The sequence below is a fragment of the Litoribacter ruber genome (assembly GCF_018500185.1).
Lineage (GTDB): Bacteria > Bacteroidota > Bacteroidia > Cytophagales > Cyclobacteriaceae > Litoribacter > Litoribacter ruber.
Map to the genome: position 1 here is coordinate 103,471 of NZ_JAHBGI010000011.1, position 22,571 is coordinate 126,041.

A 22,571-nucleotide genomic window follows, 5' to 3' on the forward strand; every position below is an offset into this window, starting at 1 on the left:
TTTAACTTATACTCTTTTCAATTTGATTTCGAAATTCCTCGGCAGCCTTGGCGGGGCTAGGGTCACTGCAGATGCCGGAGACCACCGCCAGGCAATCCGCTCCGGCCCGAATTACCGACTCCGCATTGCTCACTTTGATATTGCCTATTGCCACCAGGGGCTTGCTGGTCATCTGTCTCAGGTTTTGCAGCCCATTCAAGCCCCACTCCGTGTAGGTGTCAGCTTTGGTGGGAGTGGTGAAAATTGGGCTTACTCCATAATACCAGGCAAACTCGCTGCCTGCCTTTGTCAATTCTGAGGCCTGTTCCAGCGAAAGGCCCACAGGGTAGTGGCTGCCCAAGAGGCTTTTTACCTGTTGCAGACTTTCATCTTTCTGCCCGATATGAAGTCCTGTCGCCTCTACTGATTTGGCCACTTCCACGTTGTCATTGATTATCAACGGCACGTTGTATTTCGAACAAATTTCCTTTAGACGAAGGGCTTTTTCGGTGAAAGCAGGTGTGGCAAGATCCTTTTCACGTAGCTGTATGATCTCCACGCCGCCTTTGATTGCCTCTTCCATTACCCAAAAGAAATCCCTTCCCAGACAGGCTTTTTGGTCAGTTACTAAATACAGGCGGAATGGAAAATCTGCAAAATCCATTTAGAGCATGCTGATTTTGGCAAGGTTGGTGATATCGGTGTCGCCCATCTGGTGGAGGCAGTCGTAAATATAGAGTTGCATGGTCCCAGGACCGGATGCCATCTCAGAGGCCATCTGCCCTGCCATGCCCAAAACCGCCATAGCCGATACGGTGGCATCAAATGGGTCATCTATTACAGCGGCAAATGCCCCTATCAACGCCGAGGCTGTGCAGCCCATTCCCGTGATTTGGCCCATGAGTTCGTGGCCATTTTCTATCATCGAAACCCTGTCGCCTTGGATTACATAGTCCTTTTCCCCTGAAATGCACACCACGGCACCGGTAGAATTGGAGAGGTTTTTTCCAGCCTCAACGGCCTCATCGGAGGTGTTGGCGCTGTCCACACCTTTGGATGCGATGTCGATTTTGGCCAAAGACATGATCTCGGAGGCGTTGCCTCGGATGACGGTCGGTTTGTGGTGGAGAAGCTCGGCAAGGGTATCATTGCGGTATTTGGAGGCACCAGCACCTACAGGATCCAAAATCCAGGGTTTGCCAATGGAGTTGGCCTTTTTGGCGGCGAGCATCATGCTGTCTACCCAATATTCGTCCAATGTGCCGATATTGATTACCGAGGCGCCAACCAAGTCAATGAGATCTTCCACCTCAGGGTGGGCATGTGCCATGATGGGGGAGGCCCCAATGGCCAATATGGCGTTGGCCGTATTGTTCATCACCACAAAATTGGTGATGTTGTGAACCAGCGGGCTTTTTTGCCTTACAAGCTGTAGGTTTTTGATAATAGACTCCATGGTAGTTGTGGGTTTAGTTAGGAGTCCCTTTGAAAAGTCAATACGCAACTTTTTCCTTCGGCAGTGCGAACTGCATCAGGTTCAAAGGGTATAATCTCAGCCCAACTGGGCACCCCTAAAGTTTGATTATGGGAACTAAGTTAGTAAATTCTGCCATCGAAGGCAATTTATGGCCAAGCTTTTAGAGCCGCTTCGGCGATGATTCCATCCTGTTCGCTTGTTACCCCACTGATTCCGATGGCTCCTATCACGCGGTCTCCATCTTTGATTGGCAACCCACCTTCCACGGCTACCACATTCGGCAAACTCATTAAATGGCTGTTTCCGCTCTTGGCTCCATCTTCAAAAACCTTGGTAGACCGCTTGAAATAGACAGAAGTTTTTGCTTTGGCAATGGCCACTTCCACGCTGCCCACCTGGGTGCCGTCCATGCGCCTCAAGGCCAGCAAATGCCCACCTTCATCCAAAATGGCAATGACCACGTTCCAGTTGTCCTGTCTGGCCCGCTCCTCAGCCGCATCTGAAATCTTCTGTGCAGCCTCCAGGTCAAGGGCACGGGTTTGGGAAAGGGCAAGGTTGGTGATGGAAAAGAAAAATAAAGCGATTAAAAGTCTTTTTTTGATGTCCATGGTGAAGAAAATTAGTGGAGATTAAATTTACGGATTTCCTAGCTGAGATTTTCCAAAAGCTGAAAATTATTAAAGGGGAGGTGTTTGTCAGGCTTCAGCAAAAAACTCTGTGAAACTATTTTTTTTTAAAACCCATTTAAACTCTGTTTCCTTTTCTTTTACGCCTCAACTTATCCGGCTCCAATTGACCTGATGTTTTCTTTGGCTTTGGACCTGCCGTAGGATCAGGGCATTGCTGGGGTGGCTGAGATCAGGGTCCTCGGCCAGGATATTCTGGGCGGCATCTCTTGCAATGGCCAAGATAGGGGCATCCTTGCTCAGGTCACCGATCAGCAGGTCCATGATGCCACTCTGCTGTGTGCCCATCAGGTCACCAGGGCCACGCAGTTTGAGATCTACATCTGCAATCTCAAAACCGTTATTTGTTCTGACCATGGTGTTAAGGCGGATTCGGCTGTCTTTTGAGAGTTCATATTTGCTCATCAGCACACAATAGGACTGCTCGGCGCCACGTCCCACGCGCCCTCTGAGCTGGTGGAGCTGGGAGAGGCCAAACCTTTCTGCATTTTCAATGATCATGACTGAGGCATTGGGCACATTTACACCCACCTCAATCACGGTGGTGGCCACCATGATCTTGGTTTCTCCTTTGACAAACCGCTGCATCTCGTAATCCTTGTCAGCCGGCTTCATTGCTCCGTGCACGATGCTGAGTGGATATTGCGGAAAGGCCCTGGCGATACTTTCATATCCATCCATCAAGCTCTTTAAATCCATCTTTTCCGATTCCTCAATGAGCGGATAGACTATATAAACCTGCCTGCCCAATTCGATTTCTTTCTTGATAAACCCAAAAACCTTGAGCCTGTCCTTGTCATAGCGGTGTACAGTCTGGATAGGTTTTCTGCCAGCCGGTAGCTCATCAATGACCGAAATGTCGAGATCCCCGTAAAGGGTCATCGCCAAAGTCCTGGGAATAGGCGTGGCGGTCATGACCAGTACATGCGGAACAAACTGCTTGTTTTTGGCCCAAAGTTTTGCCCGCTGGGCCACACCGAATCTGTGCTGCTCATCCACGATGGCTAGGCCAAGATTCTTGAACTGGACGATATCTTCCAAAAGCGCATGGGTGCCGATAAGTATATGGAGTTCTCCGCTCAACAAAGCTGCATGGATCTTTTTCCGTTCCGACTTCTTGGTGCTGCCTGTCAGCAAGGCAATATTGAGCCCCATCATATCCGCAAATTCCTTCAAGCCCTCATGATGCTGGTTGGCCAAAATCTCCGTGGGTGCCATCAGACAAGCCTGTGACGATGAGCCTATGGCCACCAGGCAGCAGATAAAAGCCACCATGGTTTTGCCGCTCCCTACATCGCCTTGGATCAACCGGTTCATCTGCTTTCCCGATCGCATGTCGTTATAAGCCTCCTTGATCACCCTTTTCTGCGCTCCGGTAAGTTCAAACGGGATATGGTTTTTATAAAATTCCGTCAGCAGGTTGGTATCTGAAAGAATCTGCCCCTGGGATTTCTCCGTTCGGGTCAATTTAAGTTTCAACAACCTGAGCTGTACATAAAAAAACTCCTCAAACTTTAGCCTATAAATGGCTTTTCTCAAAACCTCAGGGTTTGAGGGAAAGTGTATTTCTTTGATCGCAGGCTTTTTTGCCAGAAGGTTGAACCTCTCCAAAATGCTTGTCGGTAAAGTTTCGTGGATCTGAGGTAGGGCATTTTGCAGCAGGATTTCCATGATTTTGGAAATGCCCTTGCTGTCGAGAAATTTTGCCCGTAGTTTTTCGGTAGTGGAATAGACCGGCTGAAAGGCATTTCGGTTTTCTGTTGCCGCTGTATAGATTTCGAGTTCGGGGTGGGCGATGCTGAATTTGCGACCGTATTGATTGGGCTTTCCAAAAGCAATATAAACCGCTCCAACGGTAAGTTTTTTGACCACCCATTGTACCCCTTTAAACCAGGTCAGTTCCATTTCCCCGGTTTCGTCTCTGAAGTAGCCTACCAGCCGCTTCCTTCTCCCGTCACCGATGGTTTCTATTTTGACCAACCTGCCCAATATCTGTACGTGATCAAGTTCGGGGGTGAGGTGTCGGATTTTGTAAAACTTGGTGCGGTCTTCATACCGGAAAGGATAATGCTGCAGCAATTCCCCAAAAGTAAAAATGTTGAGTTCTTTGTTGAGCAACTCAGCTTTTTGGGGGCCTACGCCTTTCAGAAATTCTATTTTGGTATCGAAGTAGCCGGGCACGGGTTGAAAGGGGTATGTTTTAAAAACTTCCCAAATTAAAACAAATCCAGGAAAAGATGGCTAAGAAGGTACAAAAACCTACTTTGCCTTCAATGCACTAATAAATTGTCGTATCTATGACTTTTTAAAACTTAAAATTTATTAATGATTAGTGCAGAGTTTTAATTTTTTAGTCATATTTATAACCAAGTTATGAAAAAGTTTTATCCAATTTTTGCAGCGGCTTTGTTTTTTGCTTGTTCAGAAAACCCAAAGGATCTTTCCCAAAGCCAATCACTTTCTCTCAACTTTGAGCTTGACACCGTGATGGTGGATGCGGGGGATGATATTATTTTTTTGGCAGGTGGACTCCATCAATCGGACTTGAGTTCTGATGGAACGACATTTTATAATTTTGATTTCAATGAGAATCTTCTCGAGGTCATTGATCTGGATAATCTTCGGCTCTCTCATAAAATCCCATTTGAGAAGGAAGGACCAAATGGTACCGGAAACGTATATGGAGTTCAAAATTTGAGTGATGGGAGGTACCTTTTGTCCAATTTTACATCAATTGGTATTTTTTCAGAGCAAGGCCAAAGGGAGGATTCATATGATTTTTCGAAGGTTCCTTCAGGTATTCTCGAAGAGGGTGAAGTCGTTTCGTCGGATGGTATTTTATCAGAGGATGGAAAGTACTTTGTGTCATTTTATGCTAAAGGATGGGCAGGTGCCCATGGTATCGCCAAGCTAGACCTTGAAACCCGTGAGATCTTAAGATTTCCTGTAGATCAATTGAAAGCTTTGGATAGGTATACGATGAAATCCCATGATGAATATAAAATGGAAATAAGTATGGTGGCCAACCATCTTTCGTGGCATGAGGAAAAGTTGCTCATCAGCAATTCAGTAGAAAATCAACTTTTGGTTATTGACCCTAACCATAATAGCATTTCTCAACATTCTTATGAAGCTCTATTGACACCTAACTATTCTAAGGAGCCTAATAAGAGGGATTTTGATACATTTGAAGAAATAGGAGAAGTGGGTGAGACTTACCGTAACGAGGTCTACTTTGGAAAATGGCTTTTTGATCCTCTATCTGAAAGATTTTACAGACTGAGCCATATATTTGAAAGGGAGGTTGGGGAAGACCAGGAGGAATATAAAGTAGTGCTGACAGTTTTTGACAAGGATTTTCAGCAGTTGTATGAAGGTCTCACACCATTGAAAAGTAATTACTTCAATCCGTTTGTAAGAGGTGGAAAGCTTTACCTCTTCGAAAACATCAATGACGAACTTGCATTTATCGTCCTTACCATCAATGAAGCATAATATGAAAAGATTTTTATTGCCCCTATCTCTGATGTTTGGCATCGCCTGCTCTGACAAGGGTTCCGAAGAAGGAGCTCAGCAACTAACCCTGACTTTTGAAGTGGACACCGTGATGGTGGATGCGGGGGAGGATTTTATTTATTTAAGAAGTGGGCTCTATCGTGCGGAGCTTAGTTCTGATGGCAGAGCATTGTATAATTTCAATGACAATGAAAATCTGCTCGAGGTGATTGATATGGATAATCTTAGGCTTTCTCACAAAATCCCCTTTGAAAAGGAGGGGCCACATGGTACCGGACAAGTATATAGATTTCAAGATTTGACTAATGGGAATTATCTTATATCAAATTTTACTTCAATAGGTATTTTTACAGACAAAGCTCATAGAAAGGAATACCATAAATTTTCTACACTATCAGAAGAGGTCATGGAAAAGGGTGAGATTGTCTCACCTGAGGGTATTTTATTAAAAAATGGAAAAACATATGTAACTTTTTATGCAAAAGGTTGGGCAGTAACAGATGGAATTGTAAAGTTTGATTTGGAGTCCAATGAAGCAATTAAGTTACCCGTTGATCAATTAACAGCCTTGGATAGGTTTACTGTTAAAGTTCATGATAAAACGCAGACAGAAATTAATTGGGTAGGTAAATATTTGTCTTCATATGGGGAAAAAGTACTTATAAGCAATTCCGTGGATAATCAGCTTTTAATATATGATCCTGAAGAGAATAGTATTATTCAACATGATTTCCAAGCTAAACTGACAGCCAACACGCCTAAGGAGTTTGCGAGAAGAGAAGTAGATACGCAGGATGAATTAATGGAAATAGGCAACTCTTTTCGAAATGATATATTTTTCAGTCAATGGATATTTGATTCTACCGCCGAAAGGTTTTACAGGTTAACCTACCTTTTGGATAAGGAAGTGGATGGACAAAAAGAATTCAAAACAGTATTAACCATTCTTGACAAGGAATTTCAGCAGGTGTATGAGGGAGTGACACCCTTGAAGAAAAAGTATTTCAAGCCGTTCGTGAGGGAAGGCAAATTATACCTTTATGAAAATATAAACGATGAATTGGGCTTCATTGTCCTTTCTATTACTGAGGTTTGATCAGATATAAGAAATCCCTAAAAAAAAACTTATTTTGATTTCTCCGCAAAGAAACTCTGCGAAACTCCTGTTTAAACTCGGTGCAACTCTGTGTCCTTTTTTCTCTACTCCAACCTCGGCAAGCTCAACTTGTACTTAACCGCTACCAACCTGATGATGATCACGATGCNGAAACTCCTGTTTAAACTCGGTGCAACTCTGTGTCCTTTTTTCTCTACTCCAACCTCGGCAAGCTCAACTTGTACTTAACCGCTACCAACCTGATGATGATCACGATGCCGATGGAAATGAGCATGTTGGGATCTCTGTCCAGGCCAAAATGGTTGAGCACCAAATAAATGATCGCACCGGCTAGGCAGGCACTGGCATACACTTCCCTTCTAAAGAGGATGGGGACCTCATTGGTCAGCGTGTCCCGGATCACGCCTCCCATCACGGCAGAAAACATGCCCATGATGGCGGCTATTTCCACCTGTACCCCTAGACTCAATGCTTTTTCCACTCCAAGAATAGTGAAAAACCCAATCCCAAAAGTATCAAACAGGAATAGAGTTCGACGTAACTTCCCCAAACTCCGGTGAAAAAGAAAAGCCGTTAAGATACCCAAGAATATGGCGTAAAGGAACCAGACATCGCCCACCCATACCAAAGGGTAACTGCCTAGTATAATATCCCTGAGGCTACCACCGCCGATTGCCGTAATGAAGCCCGTGAAGCCGGCCCCAAATAAATCATGCTCCCTATCCTGCACGGCCAAGGCACCGGATATGGCAAACATGAAGGTACCGATTAATTCAAGTGGGTATTGAATGTCCATTTGCTTATCATTTAGCAGACGGAAGAGGACCGGAGACGGGATGTTCTCGCTTTTTTGTTTCTCTGGGCCCTCTGATCCTCTGTGGTTATTTTAATTTCTTCATTACAAAAGTCCCCATGGTTCGCTTGTGGTGCACCAATACGGTTTTTGGGTCTTCCAGGTGCTGTAAATTGTGTCGGTGCATTAGTATGTCCAGCAAGCTCTCAGAAAGCAGAAACCGTGTATTGCCATCTGGTAGTAGATGCTGCCCTTCTTCGGTTCTTTGGCTTTCCTCCACTATTCCCCCCATGGCAGTGCAGCATCGAAGAAAGAATATACCTCCTGGTTTCAACACACGCATCATTTCATCCCACAGTTGGACAAAGTGCTCTTCATTTTTGGCAAAATGCATGACAGCCGAGGAAATGACCGCATCAAAGGCTCCTTTGTGAAAGATCATGTCCTCCACCAAATCTGTCTGAAACCGTTGGGTATCATATTCCGGTAGGATGGTTTGGGCATAGATCCGGGCCATTTGGATGGCGATGGGATTGTTGTCCACCCCAAAAATCTGGAATCCTTCCCTTATGAAATAATGGGTGTTTCTCCCTTCACCGCATCCTGCGTCCAGAATTTTCATTTCCGGGGTAAACCTGCCTTTCAAAATCTGATCCAGCAGGTAGATGTCAATATTGCCTAATAGTTGGTTGAGCTGGGCGATGTTCATATTAGATTTTTTTCCCGCAAGGCCTCCGTGGTTATTTCCCGGCCGATTTCAATAATTTCCTTTGCTCGGTAAAATTCAAACGTGCCGCATTGTTTCCTGCTGATTTTCACGTGTACATCCACAGGGTGCTGCTCGAGGATGTAATCGGATATTCTGTCCTGCATCATGTCCATGGACAGGTTCATCAGGTCCAAAAAGCTCAGGGTTTTGACCTTAGGTGCCTTTTTCTCTCTGGGCAGGTATTTGGAGACTTTTGCCTTGTATTCATTGACCCAGGCAGGGATGGCAATTCTGCTGCTACCTTCTTCCAATACTTTTTGTCTTACTAGACATTGTTGTGGCCCGTTTACATCAGAGGCAATCCTCAATGTAGCCTGGTTGTCTTTGATTAATTCAACTGGAATTGGATTTAGGATACCGCCGTCAATGTAGGAAATATTATCGATCAAGGCGGGTTGGATTACGGTAGGGATGGCTGCCGAAGCCCTGATTGCAGAAAAAAGGCTGCCTTTGGTGAAAACTTTCTCCTGTCCGCTGATAATATTTACCGCATTGCAGGCGAAGGGAATAGGAAGATCTTCGATAAGGCAATCCCCCAAAAGGGTCTGGATCACTTGGAAGACCTTTTCCCCCTTGATAAATCCGGAGGTGGAAATCGTGAAATCCATGAGGGAAAACACGTCGACCCTATCAAGATTGCTGATCCATTCCTTGAATTCGGGCAGGTTGCCTTTGGCGTATACCCCGGCGATCAATGCCCCCATGGAGCAACCGGCGACGGAACTGATCTGAAAACCGTTTTCCTCCAACACTTCAATGGTGCCAATATGGGCCAACCCCCTGGCGCCACCGCTTGAAAGGACTAAAGAAACGGTTTTTTGATCCATAGTATTTAATTAAATTCGTTTTTAATTAACCACAAAGTACGCGAAGGTCCGCAAAGTTTTTCTTTCCGATTTGAGCAAATGCTTTAAACCGAAACCTAAATTTACAATAAAATGACACAGTATAACCCCTTTCATTTGGCTTTCCCGATCAGGGATATTGAGGAGACCCGGAAATTTTATCAAGAGCTGCTTGGCTGCGAGATTGGAAGAAGCACTGACAAGTGGATTGACTTTAATTTCTTCGGCCACCAGCTTTCTGCCCATGTCAAACCCGAAGAACTGCAGCAAGCGAAATCCAATGAGGTGGACGGGAAGAATGTACCGGTAAGGCATTTTGGAGCCATTTTGGAGTGGGATGCCTGGCATGAATTAGCCGACAAACTGAAAGCTCATAAAATTGACTTCATCATTGAACCCTATATCCGCTTCAAGGGTGAAGTAGGGGAGCAGGCCACCATGTTCTTCCTAGACCCCAGCGGAAATGCCCTTGAATTTAAGGCATTCCAAGATAGGGGACAGATTTTCGCCAAGTAGTGGATACAGAAGACCGAAGACCGGAGATCGCAGTTTCCGTCTTCCGTCTTCCGTCTTTTACAAATTTTCGTCAAAGGCTTTCACGGCCCTCAGGACCGTTTCGGCGGCTTGGTGGTAGAAGTCTTGATCGATGTTTTCGAAGGTGTCGGTTGGTTTGTGATAGTCGGGATGGTCTTCCACGCCGAAATAGATATGCGGGATATCTTTCAAGTGGAATTGCGCATGATCGGAGCTGAATGTCCAATCATCCTTGCCCATTTCCGGATCATCATGGCCCAACTTGAGGGTGACTTGCCCAAAAGGCTCCAGAGATTCCAATACAGGCTTCAATTTGGGATTGTGAAAAGTGCCAGAAGCATAAAGCTCATTGTTCTCATTTCTGGAAATCATGTCCATGTTGATGTTGAGTTTGACCTGTTCCAATGGAAAAGGGAAGTCTGCCACAAGTGCTTTGGCTCCTTGATGGCCCATCTCCTCTGCATCCACGGCGGCAAACATGATGGAATGTTTGGGTCTGTTGACGGAGAAATATTCCGCCATGGCCAAAAGTGCCGCGGTACCGCTGGCATTGTCGTCAGCCCCATTGAAAATTTGCCCGTTGATCACTCCAAGGTGGTCAAAGTGGGCCGTGATTACGATCAGGTATTCAGACTCGCTGCCGGGAATGAAGCCCACGATATTGGCAGCCCCCTCATATTGCACGCTGTCACGTGGATTCATGAAAGAAAAATACTGGGTAAAATCGCTATATTGGCTGGTCAGATTCAAGCTTCCAAACCTCTCCCTAATATGCTTTTGAGCTTTTATATTGCCTTCCGAAAGAGGTTTTCTTCCTTCCAGCTCATCTGAAGAGAGGTATTCAATATCCGCGATAAGCTTGTCCTTATCAATGTTTTGCGCAACAGCCGCAAAATCCAGCGCTACCCCCAGGATCAATAGGAGGCAAATAAATTTAAATTGGTATTTCACTTCAAATAATTAAATTGTGTTAATACTAGTTGTCAAAATTTGTAGCAATTTGGTCTATCACAATAAAGAGACCTATTTTTAAGTTTTGTAGGTAATAGGAACAATTCTTTCCTTTGTCTATTATGAGGCAATTATAACGTATTATGAAGTCAAAACTCCTCGTTTTAATCTTTTTTTGTATTTCAAACTCATTTGCCCAAAGCGGTGTGCCTGATTTCTTTCTGGATGGCAAGTCCGTGGTGCTAATTTCTAACGCACCATCGGCCCGACCGGTTATGGGATTTGAGGAAATCGCACACCAGGTCCACCAGGGCTTGGTAGAGGCAGGTGGGGATCCGGTGGGGTATTTTGAGCTTGAGGAGATAGTGCTTAATGAAGAAATCCAAGCTGGATACGCCTCCCTGTTTGCCAAAAGGCTGATCAACGGAATAGTTATCCTAACCCGCCTTCCCAATGGTGCTTTTGAAATGAACGTGGCGCCTTTTTCCAACAATAAAAACATTGTAAACCCAGGATCTTCCTGGAGCATGAGGGGATCAAATATTAAAGAATTAAATGAATCTTTGATCAAAATCGGTGAAGTGACCCAATCCAAAAACCTGTTGGTGCTGGAGGTACCTGAGTTTCCTCAAGGCAGTCAATCCGGCTCGAGTAGCTACATTAGCCGCAATCCCTTAAACTTGAATGTTTTCAGATTGGGGATTCCCCTAAGCGGGGCAGGGGGGGAGGGCAGCCACCTGACTTCCTTTCGCTATGACTTGCTAGGGAGAAGCGATGCGGAAAGGGCACGATCCCAAGAAAGGGAAAAAGAGCAGCTTCAGGCGGTCTTTGAAACCAGCTATCCACATCAAGTGGTCTTTCTGACCGAGGCTAAAACTTCCCAGGAGCTCATCCGTGACCGGGTTCAGTTTGTCCTCAGAAGGGTGGAAGGCAGAGAAGGTGATTTGATGAAAAGCATGGGCGTGTCGGGTCAGAGTCCCAACCCGGAAAAAGTAGTGGTCAAATATTATATCCACTTCTTGGTGAGGGATGAGCTCTACATTGGCCCCAAATGGGATGCGGATGCTAACTGGCAGGTGGCCTTGACCAATTTTCTCCAAAACCTCAACCCCTAAAAAGCAAAAAGGTGTACCAGGAAGGTACACCTCAAGCTATCGAATTGGGTGGTCAATGCAACTTTCAGCTTACTATTAATTATCTATAGAGCCCATGACCCTTTTCATAAAGGCATTCATGGCTTCTTTTTTATCCATGCCATCCTTGATCATCTTGTGGACCTCCAGAGTACCATATAAGTTGGATAGCAATTCGCCCATAACTTCTATTTCTTCATCTTTTAGCGAAGGAATTTCAGTCATGGATTCCAAAAGTTCAATGGTTTCATTCACCCAGTCCTCATCGTTTTCCTCAATGAAGCCCAGGACATGCTTAATTATTGGCAATCTCATCTATAAGTGCTTTTAGGTTTTCTTCCTTGTTTGTCTGTGTTTGGTTGACTAATAAGCCGTCCTTAAATGTAGCAAAAGTAGGAAGATTGGTCACCGCAGCTAGTTTCCTTGATTCAGGAAGTTTCTCTGCATCTACGTACAAAAATGTGACCGAATCATAATCTTTGGCCAATCTTTTCATCTTTGGCTTCATAATTCTGCAACTTCCGCACCAGCTGGCACCGTATTGTACCACAACTTTACTTTTTTCTGTGATAATTTCCTTTAGGTTGTCGTTTTCTAATTCTTGTAGCATATCTAATAGTTATGATTGTAAGACTAAAATTGAGCACAAAGGTACTGTCTATTAAAATAAAAGTCCAATTGAAAATATCTATACAAGATAGAGTGTCTCAATTAATATATCTTGGCATTCATAAATGGGACTAAAGCTAGAATTATGGCCTGCTCGTAATAGGTCTTCCTATTGACGGCCCCATTGGTAAGAATGCCCACAGCACCATCCGTCTCTTTAGAGTTTTCCCGATTAAAAAAACTGTCATCGGCCTTTCCAAGTTCCATTCCTCCTTTCACTAATTTAGATATAACTTCGGGTAGATAAAAGGTAGACGTTTTGGCCTTACCGATTTTATCGGCTTTGTCCAACACCACCACCCAGGCAAAAGCATTCATTCCATGCCTGTCTTCATCCACGCCGCCTTCAATGCCCAACCAAAAGTCTGCTTCCGGAAAGGCGTTTTTGGCGTTCTCCGCGCGATTCAATGCACCCTGAAGTGTTTCAGCATCCCCCACTGGCTGATCAGCCACATCGGAGGTCACGTTGATGCCCTGTACGATAAAACTATCTTCAAAGCACTGGTGGAAGGCTGCATCGGTGCTGTTGATTTTGACCGGATTTCGGCTTCCGACGATAATCAGGAGTTGTCTTTTCTTTTTCTGAAGGTTTTCTCTTTTTGGAAAGCTCATATTTAATTAAAAGGATTGGACGCTAAATGTTTGGAGAGGTCCAGTTCAATTGTATCCCACTGGGGTAAAAATAAACAGCCTTCGGTTGGTTCCCGAAGGCTGAAGTAATTATGCCATGTTATGATAAACGTTGTTTACATCGTCGTCTTCTTCCATGCGCTCGATCATCTTATGGATGTCTTCTTCCTGCTCCTCAGTGAGCTCTTTGGTAGACATTGGAAATCTTTGAAAATCAGCGTTGGTGACTTCGATGCCCTTATCTTCAAGGGCTTTCTGCATGTTGCCAAAGTCCTCAAATTCGGTATAAATGAAGATTTCACCCTCATTCTCATCGATATCGGAAAGCCCAAAATCAATCAGTTCAAGCTCTAATTCCTCCAAATCCCAGTCTCCCTTTGGGAAACGGAAAACGGCTTTGTGCTCAAACATGAAGCTCACCGAACCAGAAGTGCCCAACGAGCCTCCTGCCTTGGAAAAGAAATGGCGCACATTGGCCACCGTTCTGTTGATATTGTCTGTGGAGGTTTCCACAATTACGGCAATCCCGTGAGGTCCGTAGCCTTCATATACTACTTCTTCGTAATCCTTCTCATCTTTGTTGCTTGCACGTGCGATGGCGGCTTCGATCCTGTCCTTGGGCATGGATGCACCTTTGGCGTTTTGGATCACCGTACGCAGCTTGGCATTGTTGTCCGGGTCTGGTCCGCCCATTTTCACGGCCATCACGATTTCTTTACCCAATCGGGTAAAGACCTTGGACATCTTGTTCCAACGTTTGAATTTTCTCTCTTTCCTGAACTCAAATGCTCTTCCCATATAGATTTATTTCTCGGGTCTTCCTCGGTTGTGTTTGTGTTTCTAAGCTTTAATTTAATGTAAAAATAACAAATCTTTTCATTTCCTCCCGAGGAAGTTTTAATGCTTGGGCTTATAAGAAATATAGTACAGGGATTTAAGAACGAAAACCCCCTAAAACCGTACTATTAAAGAATCAACGCTAGCCTTATGACTTTTTCCTCAGCTTACCCACTTCCCAACCTCCCGCAGAGCAATCATAAAAGAGTCGTGATTCTGGGCGGAGGCTTTGCAGGTCTCCAACTTGCCAAAAAACTTTCGGGCAAACCCTATCAGGTTGTCCTTTTGGATAAAAACAATTACCATCAGTTTCAACCCCTCTTTTACCAGGTGGCCACCTCCGCTTTGGAGCCCAGTGCCATTTCTTTTCCCCTGAGGAAAATCTTCCATCACAGTAAAAATGTGACTTTCCGGATGACAGAAGTGGAGTCCATCTCGCCCGATGAAAAAAGGGTTTTTACCAAAATGGGATTTGTCGATTTTGATTATTTGGTTTTGGCCATGGGGGCGGATACCAATTATTTCGGGATCGAAAACATCAAACAGAAAAGCACACCCATGAAGTCCGTTTCGGAAGCCCTTTATATCCGAAATCGCATCATCGCCAATTATGAAAAGGCCATCAATACGCAGGATGAAAACGAGAAAAGGGCCTTGATGAACATCGTAATCGTAGGCGGTGGGCCTACTGGGGTGGAGCTTGCCGGTGCGATGGCGGAACTGAGAAACAGGATTCTGCCTAAAGACTACCCAGAGCTGGATTTTCATCAGATGCAGGTGATTCTGGCTGAGGCAGGAGAGAGCTTACTTGCGGGGATGACTCCTCAAGCCAGTGCGCACGCATTGAAATATCTGAAAAACCTGGGGGTGGAGGTCATATTCAAGGCGGCCGTGACCGATTATGACGGCCTTACCGTCAAGGTGAAGAATTACCCGAATTTCAATAGCCGCACTCTGGTGTGGGCAGCCGGGGTGAAACCCAACGCTGTGGACGGAATCCATGCTGATCAGGTGGCAGGAAATGGCCGATTGCTGGTCAATGAATTTAACCAGTTGGCTGGGGCGGATTACATTTTTGCCTTGGGGGACCAGTGTTTGATGGCCTCTGAAGATTATCCCCGCGGTCACCCCCAGGTGGCCCAAGTGGCCATTCAGCAGGCAACCAACTTGGCCAAAAATCTGGTTTCCTTACATAAAAATCAGCCCCTTCGGCCCTTCAAATACAAAGACCTAGGATCAATGGCTACCGTGGGTAAAAAACTGGCGGTGGTGGACCTTCCTTTTATCAGATTCCAGGGCTTTTTTGCCTGGGTGACCTGGCTTTTTGTCCATTTGATGGCCATTTTGGGCGTCAGGAACAAACTGTTTATTCTGCTCAATTGGGCGTGGAATTACTTTTCCTTTGATGTGTCCCTTCGTCTTTTGATCAGGCCTAGGATGGTCAAGGACCATGAAAGCAAGGAACTGGTGGAGGATAAGGATTAAAAGATCCTGGCTCCACTTCGGTTGACTATATTTTCAAGGTAATCATTGGGGAGCTTAAATTGCTTTCCTCCCTCTATAATGGAGGCTAGATAGGTTTCTGAAGGGAATATGTTGGGCTGGTTTTCGGGACTGAGGAAGGTGCCAGCTTGGATTTTTCCCTTGTTGGTATGAATGTCCACTTGTTGATATTTATACCCTGGCTCGCTTTTCAAAAAATGCTGCAAATCCTCTTCGCTGATTTCATAGATGGCGCCGTACACATGTTCATTGGGGCTGCTCACAATGTTTGCTCTGGCGGAGCCGTCTTCCATGGGGTGGTTGAATCTAAAACCATATTTGGGCAAAATTCCCACGCCCTTGTATTCGGCTGTACGACCCAGCCTCTCTTCGAAGAGCTCCTGCTTCAAATTGCTCGCATAGGCAAAATATAGAATCTTTTTCATCCAATTAATTTACGCCTTTCAGTGGGCTCTCCCAAATCATCATTAAGATTTGTTAACAATTTATTGGATAAACCCGCTTAAACCTTGGGGTATGGTCTGGGTCTAAGAAGTACAAACCAAAACAAAGAAGGATATGAAAAAGCTAATGTTATTTGCCGCAATATTTACTGTAATGTCATTTACCGCTGATGCCCAAAAGAGAGGCGAGCGTAGAGGACAGGAAAGAATGGACCCTGAAAAAAGGGTAGAAATGAGAGTCAATCGGATGGCTGAACAGCTCGAACTTACTGAAGAGCAAAAAGAGCAGGTGAAGCAAATTCATATGGAAAGGGCTGAAGAGCAAAAAGAAGCCCGGGAGACCAGAAGAGCTCAACAGGAAGAAAGAAGAGCAGCTATGCAGGAGGAAAGAAAAGCTCAGCAGGCTGAAATTGAGAAGGTATTGACTCCTGAGCAGAAAGAGAAGTGGGAGGAAATCAGAAATGAAGACCGTGAGAAAATGCGTAAATACCGTGACGCCAGAGGCAATGATGATACTGAAAAGGTCAGAAAGCAAAGAGGCAAAAGAGGCGGTGGCGCTTGGAGAAAATAATAGTGTTTGTAGGGTGAAATTAGGTTTATGTTAAACTAAAAAGGGATGGTTAGGTAACCATCCCTTTTTTCTTGACTTTTCCAGTTTTTCAACTTTTCTCCATGAAGCTCAGTGATAAACTCCGCATAAGACTTTTAATTTAACTCCCAAATTCATAATAGGAGTGATCTTTCTGGGGTAGGGAGCTTTTTCCTTGAAGAAATTTATCCACATGATAGGCTGCCTCTCGTCCTTCCGAAATGGCCCACACTACTAAGGATTGGCCTTTCCTCATGTCACCGGCCAAAAATACTTTTTCCTCACTGCTTTGGTAATCTTTGGAATAAGGCAAGCCATTATCCAAAAATTCCACCCCAAAAGATTCAAGCAAACCATCCTTTTTGGGGCCTGAATAGCCAATAGCTATGAAAGCCAAATCACAGGGAATCACTTTATCGGTGCCTTCCACCTCTTCAAAACCAAATGAGCCATCTCCCTTTTCCTTCCATTCAATCTCTACCACTTCGAGCCCGCTGACTTTGCCTTTTTCTCCTTCCAAAAATCTCTTGGTAAGCACCGACCATACCCTTTCCGCCCCTTCTTCGTGTGAACTTGAAGTGCGCAAAGTCATGGGCCACTCAGGCCAAGGATTGCTTTCAGTCCGCTTTTGTGGTGGCTTGGGTAAAAGCTCCAGCTGGGTCACCGATGCTGCGCCATGCCTACGGGAAGTGCCTATGCAGTCGCTACCGGTATCTCCCCCTCCAATCACCAGCACATGTTTGCCTTTTGCAGAAATGGGATTATTTCCCCTTTCCCCGCCAACCACGCGATTTTGGTTGCCCAAAAAATCCATGGCAAAATGCACGCCTTCCAGTTCATGACCTGGTATTTTCAACACTCTTGGCTCCTCGGCCCCGGTGGATAAAACCACGGCGTCGAAATTCTGGAGGATGTTTTCTGCTTTAATGTTAAAACCTACTTCAGTATTGGTGGTAAAGGTGATGCCTTCTTCACGCATAAGGGAAATCCTGCGGTCTATCACCCACTTTTCCATTTTAAAATCGGGAATGCCGTACCTCAATAGCCCACCAACCTTGGCGTTTTTCTCAAAAACAGTTACCTCATGGCCGGCTTTGTTGAGCTGGTCGGCAGCAGCCAATCCTGCTGGTCCTGAACCGATCACCGCCACGTGCTTACTTGTTCTTTTGATAGGAGGGTTGGGTTTGGCCAAGCCCAATTCATAGGCTTTTTCGGCAATGCTCTTTTCGATCAACTCTATGGTCACAGGATCTTTGTTGATACCTAGGACACAGCTGGACTCGCAGGGCGCCGGACAGATCCGGCCTGTGAATTCGGGGAAATTGTTGGTGCTTTTTAAAATATCAAAAGCCTCTTCCCACCTTTCCTGATAAACCGCTTCGTTAAAATCCGGAATCACATTTCCCAGCGGGCAACCTTGATGGCAAAAGGGAATCCCGCAATCCATGCATCTGGCAGCCTGTTGGTTAAGCTTCGTTTCATCCAAAGGCTGGTAGATTTCCTGATAATCGCCCACCCTTTCTTCTACCGGTCTGGTTTGCGGCAGTTCTCTTTTATATTTGATAAATCCTTCTTTCTCTCCCATTTTAAGCTACAGTTTGTTTGATTTCACGCTGTTTTTGAAGTACCCGCTTGTAATCCCTTGGAAACACCTTGATAAATTGACTTTTCACCACATCCCAATCCTCCAATAATTTATTGGCCACACCACTGCCAGTCAATTGAGCATGTTTGGTGATTTGGAGATGGATTTCTTGGCAGTCATCCTCATCCAAGGGATCGAGGTCCACCATTTCAGGGTTGACCAGCTTTTTGAAATCCTTGTAGATATAGGCAACTCCTCCACTCATACCGGCGGCGAAATTTCGTCCTATTTCTCCCAAGATAAGCACTTGCCCTCCGGTCATGTATTCGCAACCGTGGTCGCCAATGCCTTCCACCACGGCCTTAACTCCCGAATTTCTCACGCAGAAACGCTCCCCACCTTTGCCATTGATGTAGGCGGTGCCGGAAGTGGCACCATAAAATGCCACATTACCTATGATGATATTATCCTCCGGGGCAAAAGTGGCGTTACGGTCGGGGAAGACGATGAGTTTTCCTCCCGAAAGGCCTTTTCCAAAGTAGTCGTTGGCCTCCCCTTCCAGTTTGAATGTAGCTCCTTTGGTTAAAAAACCACCAAAAGTCTGGCCTGCAGAACCCCTGAATCCAAACTCGATCGTATCTTCCTCCAGGCCTTTGCTGCCATAGATTTTCGAAATCTCATTGCTCAGCATTGCACCCACAGTCCGGTCAATATTATTGATGGAAAACTCCCCCTTAACTCGGCCACCCTGCTCCAAGGCCAATTTTGCAGTCTCAATGAGTTTTCGGTCCAGCACTTTTTTGAGCTTGAAATCTTGGTCAATCTGCTTGAATATGCCCACATGTTCGGGAACTACCACCTTGTGGAAAATTGGGCTAAGATCCACGGTATCCCATTTCCAATGCCCGTGAATTGGGGCAGCTTTCAAAATATTACTTTGGCCAACCATTTCCTCGACCGTTCTAAATCCCAAGTCTGCCATGATCTCTCTTAGGTCTTCGGCTAGAAAGCGGAAATAGTTTACCACATGGTCTGGGTTGCCGGTAAAGAGCTTTCTCAGTTCTGGGTTTTGGGTGGCGATTCCTACCGGGCAGGTGTTCAGGTGGCATTTTCTCATCATGATGCACCCTTCTACTACCAATGCTGCTGTGGAAATCCCCCATTCTTCAGCACCCAACAGAGCGGCAATGGCCAAATCCCTGCCGGTTCGGATTTGCCCATCTGTTTGCAACACCACTCGGTTTCTAAGGTTGTTTTTTACCAAAGTTTGATGGGCTTCTGACAAGCCAAGCTCCCAAGGCAAACCTGCATGACGAATGGAGCTGAGTGGAGAAGCACCTGTTCCCCCATCAGCACCGGAAATCAGGATCACATCCGCATTGGCTTTGGAAACCCCAGCCGCCACGGTGCCTACACCGGCTTGTGCGACCAGCTTGACATTGATACGGGCTTTTCGGTTGGCATTTTTTAGGTCATAGATTAGTTGTGCCAGATCCTCAATCGAATAAATATCGTGATGGGGTGGGGGGGAAATGAGTCCCACTCCGGGCGTGGAATGCCTCACACGCCCAATCCAGTCATCCACTTTATGGCCAGGCAGCTGTCCGCCTTCCCCCGGCTTGGCGCCTTGGGCCATTTTGATCTGCAATTCTTCGGCGTTGGTGAGATAATTACTGGTCACGCCAAATCTGCCGGAAGCAACCTGCTTGATGGCTGATCGCTCCCAGTCCCCATTTTCTTTTCTCTCAAACCTGATTTCATCTTCCCCGCCTTCGCCGCTGTTGCTCTTGCCGCCGATGCGGTTCATGGCAATGGAAAGAGTAGAATGTGCCTCATGGCTAATGGAGCCAAATGACATGGCCCCGGTGGCAAAACGCTTGAATATGCTTTCAGCTGGCTCCACCTCTTCAATGGGGATGGAGGGGCATTTCTTAAATTCAAATAGCCCTCGTAAGGTCAGTGCTGCCCGACTTTGGTCGTTGATTTTTTCGGCAAATTTTTTATAAAGTTTGTAGTCGTTTGTACGGGTGGATTTTTGGAGCAAATGGATGGTTTCAGGATTGAAAAGGTGCTTTTCACCCCTTCTTTTCCATTGATAGACCCCGCCAGCTTCCAGCACGGGCATATCGGTGAGGTAGGCGGCCGAATGCTTGATAAGTACCTCCTGAGCCAGCTGGTCAAAGGAAATACCACTTATCCGGCTAAGTGTTCCTTTGAAACACTTCTCAATCACTTCCGGTCCAAGTCCCAAAGCTTCAAAAATCTGCGCTCCCTGATAGGATTGTAGGGTGCTGATGCCCATTTTGGAAAGGATTTTAAGCAAGCCCTTGCCGATGGCGTATTGGTAATTTTCGAATAATTTTTCCCTGGAAAGGTCCTGCGACACCAGACCGGCGTTTTGTAGATCCAAGATGGACTCCAGAGCCAAGTAAGGGTTGATCGCACTGGCCCCGTAGCCGATCACGGTGGCAAAGTGGTGTGTTTCCAAAATGTCCGCTGCCTCTACCAAAATACCGGCTTTGGTTCTGATTTTTTTGGCCACCAAATAGTGGTGGACGGCACCTGTGGCAATAAGAGACGGAATCGGAGCTTCGGTTGGGTTGGCGTCTCTGTCTGAAAGGATGATAATGTTGCAACCGTCTTCCAAGATGGCCTTTTCTGCCATTTTGCAGATTTCATCTAAAGCATTCAAAAGCCGGTTTGGCTGGTGGTCGGCAGGAAAGAGAATAGGCAAAGTGGCCGCTTTGTATCCGTCCAGGCTCTTGATTTTTTCCAGGTCTTCATTGAGAAGCACTGGCTGACTGATATGGATCTGTTTGGTATGTTCGGCACTTTCTTCTAGGATGTTATAACTTTCTCCCAAGCGGGTAAAAAGTGACATGACCAATCTCTCCCTTATGGGGTCAATAGGAGGGTTGCTCACTTGGGCAAACAGTTGCTTGAAATAATTGCTGATGTGCTGGCTTTGGGTGGATAGGACTGCCAAAGGCGTATCAGCGCCCATTGAGCCTAATGGCTCTTGGCCATTTTGAGCCATTGGGGCCAGCAGGATTTTGATATCCTCCTCGGTATAGCCAAATAACTTTTGACGGGTTTTGAGATTGTCCAGCTTATAGGGAAATGTCAAATGCTCCGGATTTGGGCGGAGGCGCAATTTGATCCTTTCCTTGCTGATCCATTTGCCGTAAGGCTGTTGCGAACTTATTTGGCCTTTGATTTCTTCATCAAACCTGACCTTGTTTTCCTCCAGGTCCACCCAAATCATCCTTCCTGGACTTACCCGGCCAGTTTGGGTGATTGTGGAAGGGCGGATGGGCAAAGCGCCGGCTTCGGATGAAAAGATGATCCTGGAATCGTCGGTGATGAAATACCGGAGTGGTCTAAGGCCATTACGATCCAGGGTGGCACCCATGGATTTGCCATCAGAAAAGATCAAGGCCGCCGGACCATCCCAAGGCTCCATCAGTGAGGCGTGGAATTTATAGAAGTCCTTGCGTTTCTTATCCATGGTTTTATTGTCCTGCCAGGCTTCAGGTACCAGCATCATCATAACATGGGGGAGTTCCCGCCCGCTAAGCGTCAGCAGCTCCACCATAGCATCTAAGTTGGCTGAATCCGAGTAGGAATTGCTAGTCACAGGCATGAGCATGTTGATTTCCTGGTCGGTGAAATTGGCCGATTTCATCAGGTATTCCTTGGACCGCATCTTGTTCAGGTTTCCGCGTATGGTATTGATCTCACCGTTGTGGGAAATAAAGCGGAACGGCTGAGCCAAACGCCAATTGGGGAAGGTGTTGGTGGAAAACCTGGAGTGCACTATCGCCAGTGCCGAGCTGATTTTCTTATTCTGCAGGTCCTTGTAGAATGGAAGTACCTGGTCGGTTCTCAGCTGACCTTTGTATATTACTGTTCTGCAGCTGAAGCTGGCAATATAAAAACCATTGTTGACCCCGGGGACCAATTTGTTGATTTGATGGCTGGCATAGTTACGAAGGACATAAAGTTTTCTTTCCAACTCAATGCCTTGAAGGTTTTCTTTATGCTTTACAAACACCTGTTCGATAGTGGGCATCACCTCTAGGGCCCCGGAACCGGGCACGGTGATATCCACCGGTACCTCACGGTAGCCCAGAAGCTCAAAGCCCAGCTCACCGATGATTTTATTCAACAGCCTTTTGGACTTCTTGTGGATCTGTGGATTGTTGGGAAAAAAGACCATACCCAACCCATAATATCCAGCCTCAGGGAGTTCGATTTGGCTAATGGGTAAGACAGTCCTTAAAAAATCATCTGGGATCTGGATGAGGATTCCGGCCCCATCCCCTGTTTTGGGATCGCTTCCCCGCCCGCCTCGGTGTTCCATGTTTGATAGCATCAGTAAGGCGTCGCTGATGGTTTCGTGGCTTTTTTTATTCTGGATATTCACCACGGCGCCAATGCCACAGGCATCGTGCTCCATGGATGGCACATACATTCCTTGGTTCATTGTCAAAATAGCTAAATAGGTTTGAATCG

The 22,571-nt window shown here is 45.9% G+C and carries 21 protein-coding genes and 1 riboswitch; of the genes, 6 read left to right on the forward strand and 15 right to left on the reverse strand.

All coding sequences use genetic code 11. From position 1 onward, the window contains the following. Window position 1: 1 nt before the first annotated feature. The 4 genes from thiE to recG form a co-directional block, all read right to left on the reverse strand. Complete coding sequence (gene thiE / locus KIH41_RS14610; RefSeq protein ID WP_214162853.1) at window positions 2–643, reverse strand: thiamine phosphate synthase; 642 nt, start codon at window positions 641–643, stop codon at window positions 2–4. Next, complete coding sequence (thiM, locus tag KIH41_RS14615) at window positions 644–1,435, reverse strand: hydroxyethylthiazole kinase (protein WP_213944252.1); 792 nt, start codon at window positions 1,433–1,435, stop codon at window positions 644–646. Window positions 1,436–1,470: 35 nt separating this feature from the next. Beyond that, window positions 1,471–1,562, reverse strand: a riboswitch (TPP riboswitch). Between the two features lie 40 nt (window positions 1,563–1,602). Continuing rightward, the gene (locus tag KIH41_RS14620) at window positions 1,603–2,064 is read right to left on the reverse strand and encodes a GlcG/HbpS family heme-binding protein (RefSeq protein WP_214162854.1); all 462 of its coding nucleotides are present in this window, start codon (window positions 2,062–2,064) and stop codon (window positions 1,603–1,605) included. A 165-nt stretch (window positions 2,065–2,229) separates the two neighbouring features. Further along, window positions 2,230–4,323 carry an ATP-dependent DNA helicase RecG gene (recG, locus tag KIH41_RS14625; RefSeq protein WP_214162855.1) on the reverse strand — a complete coding sequence of 698 codons (2,094 nt, stop codon included), beginning with the start codon at window positions 4,321–4,323 and terminating at the stop codon, window positions 2,230–2,232. A 192-nt stretch (window positions 4,324–4,515) separates the two neighbouring features. Here recG and KIH41_RS14630 point away from each other — a divergent pair, with 192 nt between their 5' ends. Both KIH41_RS14630 and KIH41_RS14635 read left to right on the forward strand, forming a co-directional pair. Continuing rightward, a complete protein-coding gene (locus tag KIH41_RS14630) occupies window positions 4,516–5,637 on the forward strand; it encodes a DUF4221 family protein (RefSeq protein ID WP_214162856.1) in 1,122 nt (373 codons plus the stop codon). 1 nt (window position 5,638) lies between these two features. Then, window positions 5,639–6,754: a DUF4221 family protein gene (locus tag KIH41_RS14635; RefSeq protein WP_213944248.1), complete on the forward strand. Its 1,116-nt coding sequence runs from the start codon at window positions 5,639–5,641 to the stop codon at window positions 6,752–6,754. Between the two features lie 214 nt (window positions 6,755–6,968). Here KIH41_RS14635 and KIH41_RS14640 read toward each other — a convergent pair whose 3' ends face one another. The 3 genes from KIH41_RS14640 to KIH41_RS14650 form a co-directional block, all read right to left on the reverse strand. After that, entirely contained in the window at window positions 6,969–7,571 is a 603-nt protein-coding gene (locus KIH41_RS14640; protein ID WP_213944247.1) for a trimeric intracellular cation channel family protein, read from the reverse strand. A gap of 85 nt (window positions 7,572–7,656) precedes the next feature. After that, window positions 7,657–8,277, reverse strand: coding sequence for a class I SAM-dependent methyltransferase (locus KIH41_RS14645; RefSeq protein ID WP_214162857.1), 621 nt, complete (start codon window positions 8,275–8,277; stop codon window positions 7,657–7,659). Further along, a complete protein-coding gene (locus tag KIH41_RS14650) occupies window positions 8,274–9,164 on the reverse strand; it encodes a patatin-like phospholipase family protein (RefSeq protein ID WP_214162858.1) in 891 nt (296 codons plus the stop codon). Before KIH41_RS14650 ends, KIH41_RS14645 begins: the two co-directional genes overlap by 4 nt. A 111-nt stretch (window positions 9,165–9,275) precedes the next feature. Here KIH41_RS14650 and KIH41_RS14655 point away from each other — a divergent pair, with 111 nt between their 5' ends. Then, window positions 9,276–9,698, forward strand: coding sequence for a VOC family protein (locus tag KIH41_RS14655; RefSeq protein WP_214162859.1), 423 nt, complete (start codon window positions 9,276–9,278; stop codon window positions 9,696–9,698). A 57-nt stretch (window positions 9,699–9,755) separates the two neighbouring features. Here KIH41_RS14655 and KIH41_RS14660 read toward each other — a convergent pair whose 3' ends face one another. After that, complete coding sequence (locus KIH41_RS14660) at window positions 9,756–10,667, reverse strand: M28 family peptidase (RefSeq protein ID WP_213944243.1); 912 nt, start codon at window positions 10,665–10,667, stop codon at window positions 9,756–9,758. A 143-nt stretch (window positions 10,668–10,810) separates the two neighbouring features. On the opposite strand from KIH41_RS14660, the gene KIH41_RS14665 reads away from it, so the two are divergent. Next, window positions 10,811–11,782 carry an NTPase gene (locus tag KIH41_RS14665; RefSeq protein WP_214162860.1) on the forward strand — a complete coding sequence of 324 codons (972 nt, stop codon included), beginning with the start codon at window positions 10,811–10,813 and terminating at the stop codon, window positions 11,780–11,782. A gap of 75 nt (window positions 11,783–11,857) precedes the next feature. Here the strand turns inward: KIH41_RS14665 and KIH41_RS14670 are convergent, their stop codons facing one another. The 4 genes from KIH41_RS14670 to KIH41_RS14685 all read right to left on the reverse strand — a co-directional run bounded on the left by KIH41_RS14670 (window position 11,858) and on the right by KIH41_RS14685 (window position 13,897). Beyond that, window positions 11,858–12,115, reverse strand: coding sequence for a DUF6952 family protein (locus KIH41_RS14670; RefSeq protein ID WP_213944241.1), 258 nt, complete (start codon window positions 12,113–12,115; stop codon window positions 11,858–11,860). Then, complete coding sequence (locus KIH41_RS14675; protein ID WP_213944240.1) at window positions 12,096–12,410, reverse strand: thioredoxin family protein; 315 nt, start codon at window positions 12,408–12,410, stop codon at window positions 12,096–12,098. Before KIH41_RS14675 ends, KIH41_RS14670 begins: the two co-directional genes overlap by 20 nt. A 101-nt stretch (window positions 12,411–12,511) precedes the next feature. Further along, window positions 12,512–13,081, reverse strand: coding sequence for an inosine/xanthosine triphosphatase (gene yjjX, locus KIH41_RS14680; protein WP_213944239.1), 570 nt, complete (start codon window positions 13,079–13,081; stop codon window positions 12,512–12,514). Between the two features lie 108 nt (window positions 13,082–13,189). Further along, window positions 13,190–13,897, reverse strand: a complete 708-nt coding sequence (locus KIH41_RS14685) for a YebC/PmpR family DNA-binding transcriptional regulator (RefSeq protein WP_214162861.1) — start codon at window positions 13,895–13,897, stop codon at window positions 13,190–13,192. Window positions 13,898–14,086: 189 nt separating this feature from the next. On the opposite strand from KIH41_RS14685, the gene KIH41_RS14690 reads away from it, so the two are divergent. Continuing rightward, entirely contained in the window at window positions 14,087–15,421 is a 1,335-nt protein-coding gene (locus KIH41_RS14690) for an NAD(P)/FAD-dependent oxidoreductase (protein ID WP_213944237.1), read from the forward strand. Here KIH41_RS14690 and KIH41_RS14695 read toward each other — a convergent pair. Further along, window positions 15,418–15,864 carry a gamma-glutamylcyclotransferase family protein gene (locus KIH41_RS14695; RefSeq protein ID WP_214162862.1) on the reverse strand — a complete coding sequence of 149 codons (447 nt, stop codon included), beginning with the start codon at window positions 15,862–15,864 and terminating at the stop codon, window positions 15,418–15,420. The two genes, KIH41_RS14690 and KIH41_RS14695, sit on opposite strands and share 4 nt — an antisense overlap. Window positions 15,865–15,997: 133 nt before the next feature. Here KIH41_RS14695 and KIH41_RS14700 point away from each other — a divergent pair, with 133 nt between their 5' ends. Beyond that, window positions 15,998–16,453: a DUF4890 domain-containing protein gene (locus KIH41_RS14700; RefSeq protein ID WP_214162863.1), complete on the forward strand. Its 456-nt coding sequence runs from the start codon at window positions 15,998–16,000 to the stop codon at window positions 16,451–16,453. 139 nt (window positions 16,454–16,592) lie between these two features. On the opposite strand, the gene KIH41_RS14705 is transcribed toward KIH41_RS14700, so the two are convergent. Continuing rightward, window positions 16,593–18,056, reverse strand: coding sequence for a glutamate synthase subunit beta (locus tag KIH41_RS14705; protein WP_214162864.1), 1,464 nt, complete (start codon window positions 18,054–18,056; stop codon window positions 16,593–16,595). 1 nt (window position 18,057) lies between these two features. Next, window positions 18,058–22,542 carry a glutamate synthase large subunit gene (gene gltB / locus KIH41_RS14710; RefSeq protein WP_214162865.1) on the reverse strand — a complete coding sequence of 1,495 codons (4,485 nt, stop codon included), beginning with the start codon at window positions 22,540–22,542 and terminating at the stop codon, window positions 18,058–18,060. Window positions 22,543–22,571 lie beyond the last annotated feature (29 nt).

What these genes read in the sequence shown, in the direction of transcription:
- thiE (WP_214162853.1), bottom strand. Translation starts at nt 643, where the DNA reads ATGGATTTTGCAGATTTTCCATTCCGCCTGTATTTAGTAACTGACCAA.
- thiM (WP_213944252.1), bottom strand. Translation starts at nt 1,435, where the DNA reads ATGGAGTCTATTATCAAAAACCTACAGCTTGTAAGGCAAAAAAGCCCG.
- KIH41_RS14620 (WP_214162854.1), bottom strand. Translation starts at nt 2,064, where the DNA reads ATGGACATCAAAAAAAGACTTTTAATCGCTTTATTTTTCTTTTCCATC.
- KIH41_RS14630 (WP_214162856.1), top strand. Translation starts at nt 4,516, where the DNA reads ATGAAAAAGTTTTATCCAATTTTTGCAGCGGCTTTGTTTTTTGCTTGT.
- KIH41_RS14635 (WP_213944248.1), top strand. Translation starts at nt 5,639, where the DNA reads ATGAAAAGATTTTTATTGCCCCTATCTCTGATGTTTGGCATCGCCTGC.
- KIH41_RS14640 (WP_213944247.1), bottom strand. Translation starts at nt 7,571, where the DNA reads ATGGACATTCAATACCCACTTGAATTAATCGGTACCTTCATGTTTGCC.
- KIH41_RS14645 (WP_214162857.1), bottom strand. Translation starts at nt 8,277, where the DNA reads ATGAACATCGCCCAGCTCAACCAACTATTAGGCAATATTGACATCTAC.
- KIH41_RS14650 (WP_214162858.1), bottom strand. Translation starts at nt 9,164, where the DNA reads ATGGATCAAAAAACCGTTTCTTTAGTCCTTTCAAGCGGTGGCGCCAGG.
- KIH41_RS14655 (WP_214162859.1), top strand. Translation starts at nt 9,276, where the DNA reads ATGACACAGTATAACCCCTTTCATTTGGCTTTCCCGATCAGGGATATT.
- KIH41_RS14665 (WP_214162860.1), top strand. Translation starts at nt 10,811, where the DNA reads ATGAAGTCAAAACTCCTCGTTTTAATCTTTTTTTGTATTTCAAACTCA.
- KIH41_RS14670 (WP_213944241.1), bottom strand. Translation starts at nt 12,115, where the DNA reads ATGAGATTGCCAATAATTAAGCATGTCCTGGGCTTCATTGAGGAAAAC.
- KIH41_RS14675 (WP_213944240.1), bottom strand. Translation starts at nt 12,410, where the DNA reads ATGCTACAAGAATTAGAAAACGACAACCTAAAGGAAATTATCACAGAA.
- yjjX (WP_213944239.1), bottom strand. Translation starts at nt 13,081, where the DNA reads ATGAGCTTTCCAAAAAGAGAAAACCTTCAGAAAAAGAAAAGACAACTC.
- KIH41_RS14685 (WP_214162861.1), bottom strand. Translation starts at nt 13,897, where the DNA reads ATGGGAAGAGCATTTGAGTTCAGGAAAGAGAGAAAATTCAAACGTTGG.
- KIH41_RS14690 (WP_213944237.1), top strand. Translation starts at nt 14,087, where the DNA reads ATGACTTTTTCCTCAGCTTACCCACTTCCCAACCTCCCGCAGAGCAAT.
- KIH41_RS14695 (WP_214162862.1), bottom strand. Translation starts at nt 15,864, where the DNA reads ATGAAAAAGATTCTATATTTTGCCTATGCGAGCAATTTGAAGCAGGAG.
- KIH41_RS14700 (WP_214162863.1), top strand. Translation starts at nt 15,998, where the DNA reads ATGAAAAAGCTAATGTTATTTGCCGCAATATTTACTGTAATGTCATTT.
- KIH41_RS14705 (WP_214162864.1), bottom strand. Translation starts at nt 18,056, where the DNA reads ATGGGAGAGAAAGAAGGATTTATCAAATATAAAAGAGAACTGCCGCAA.
- gltB (WP_214162865.1), bottom strand. Translation starts at nt 22,542, where the DNA reads ATGAACCAAGGAATGTATGTGCCATCCATGGAGCACGATGCCTGTGGC.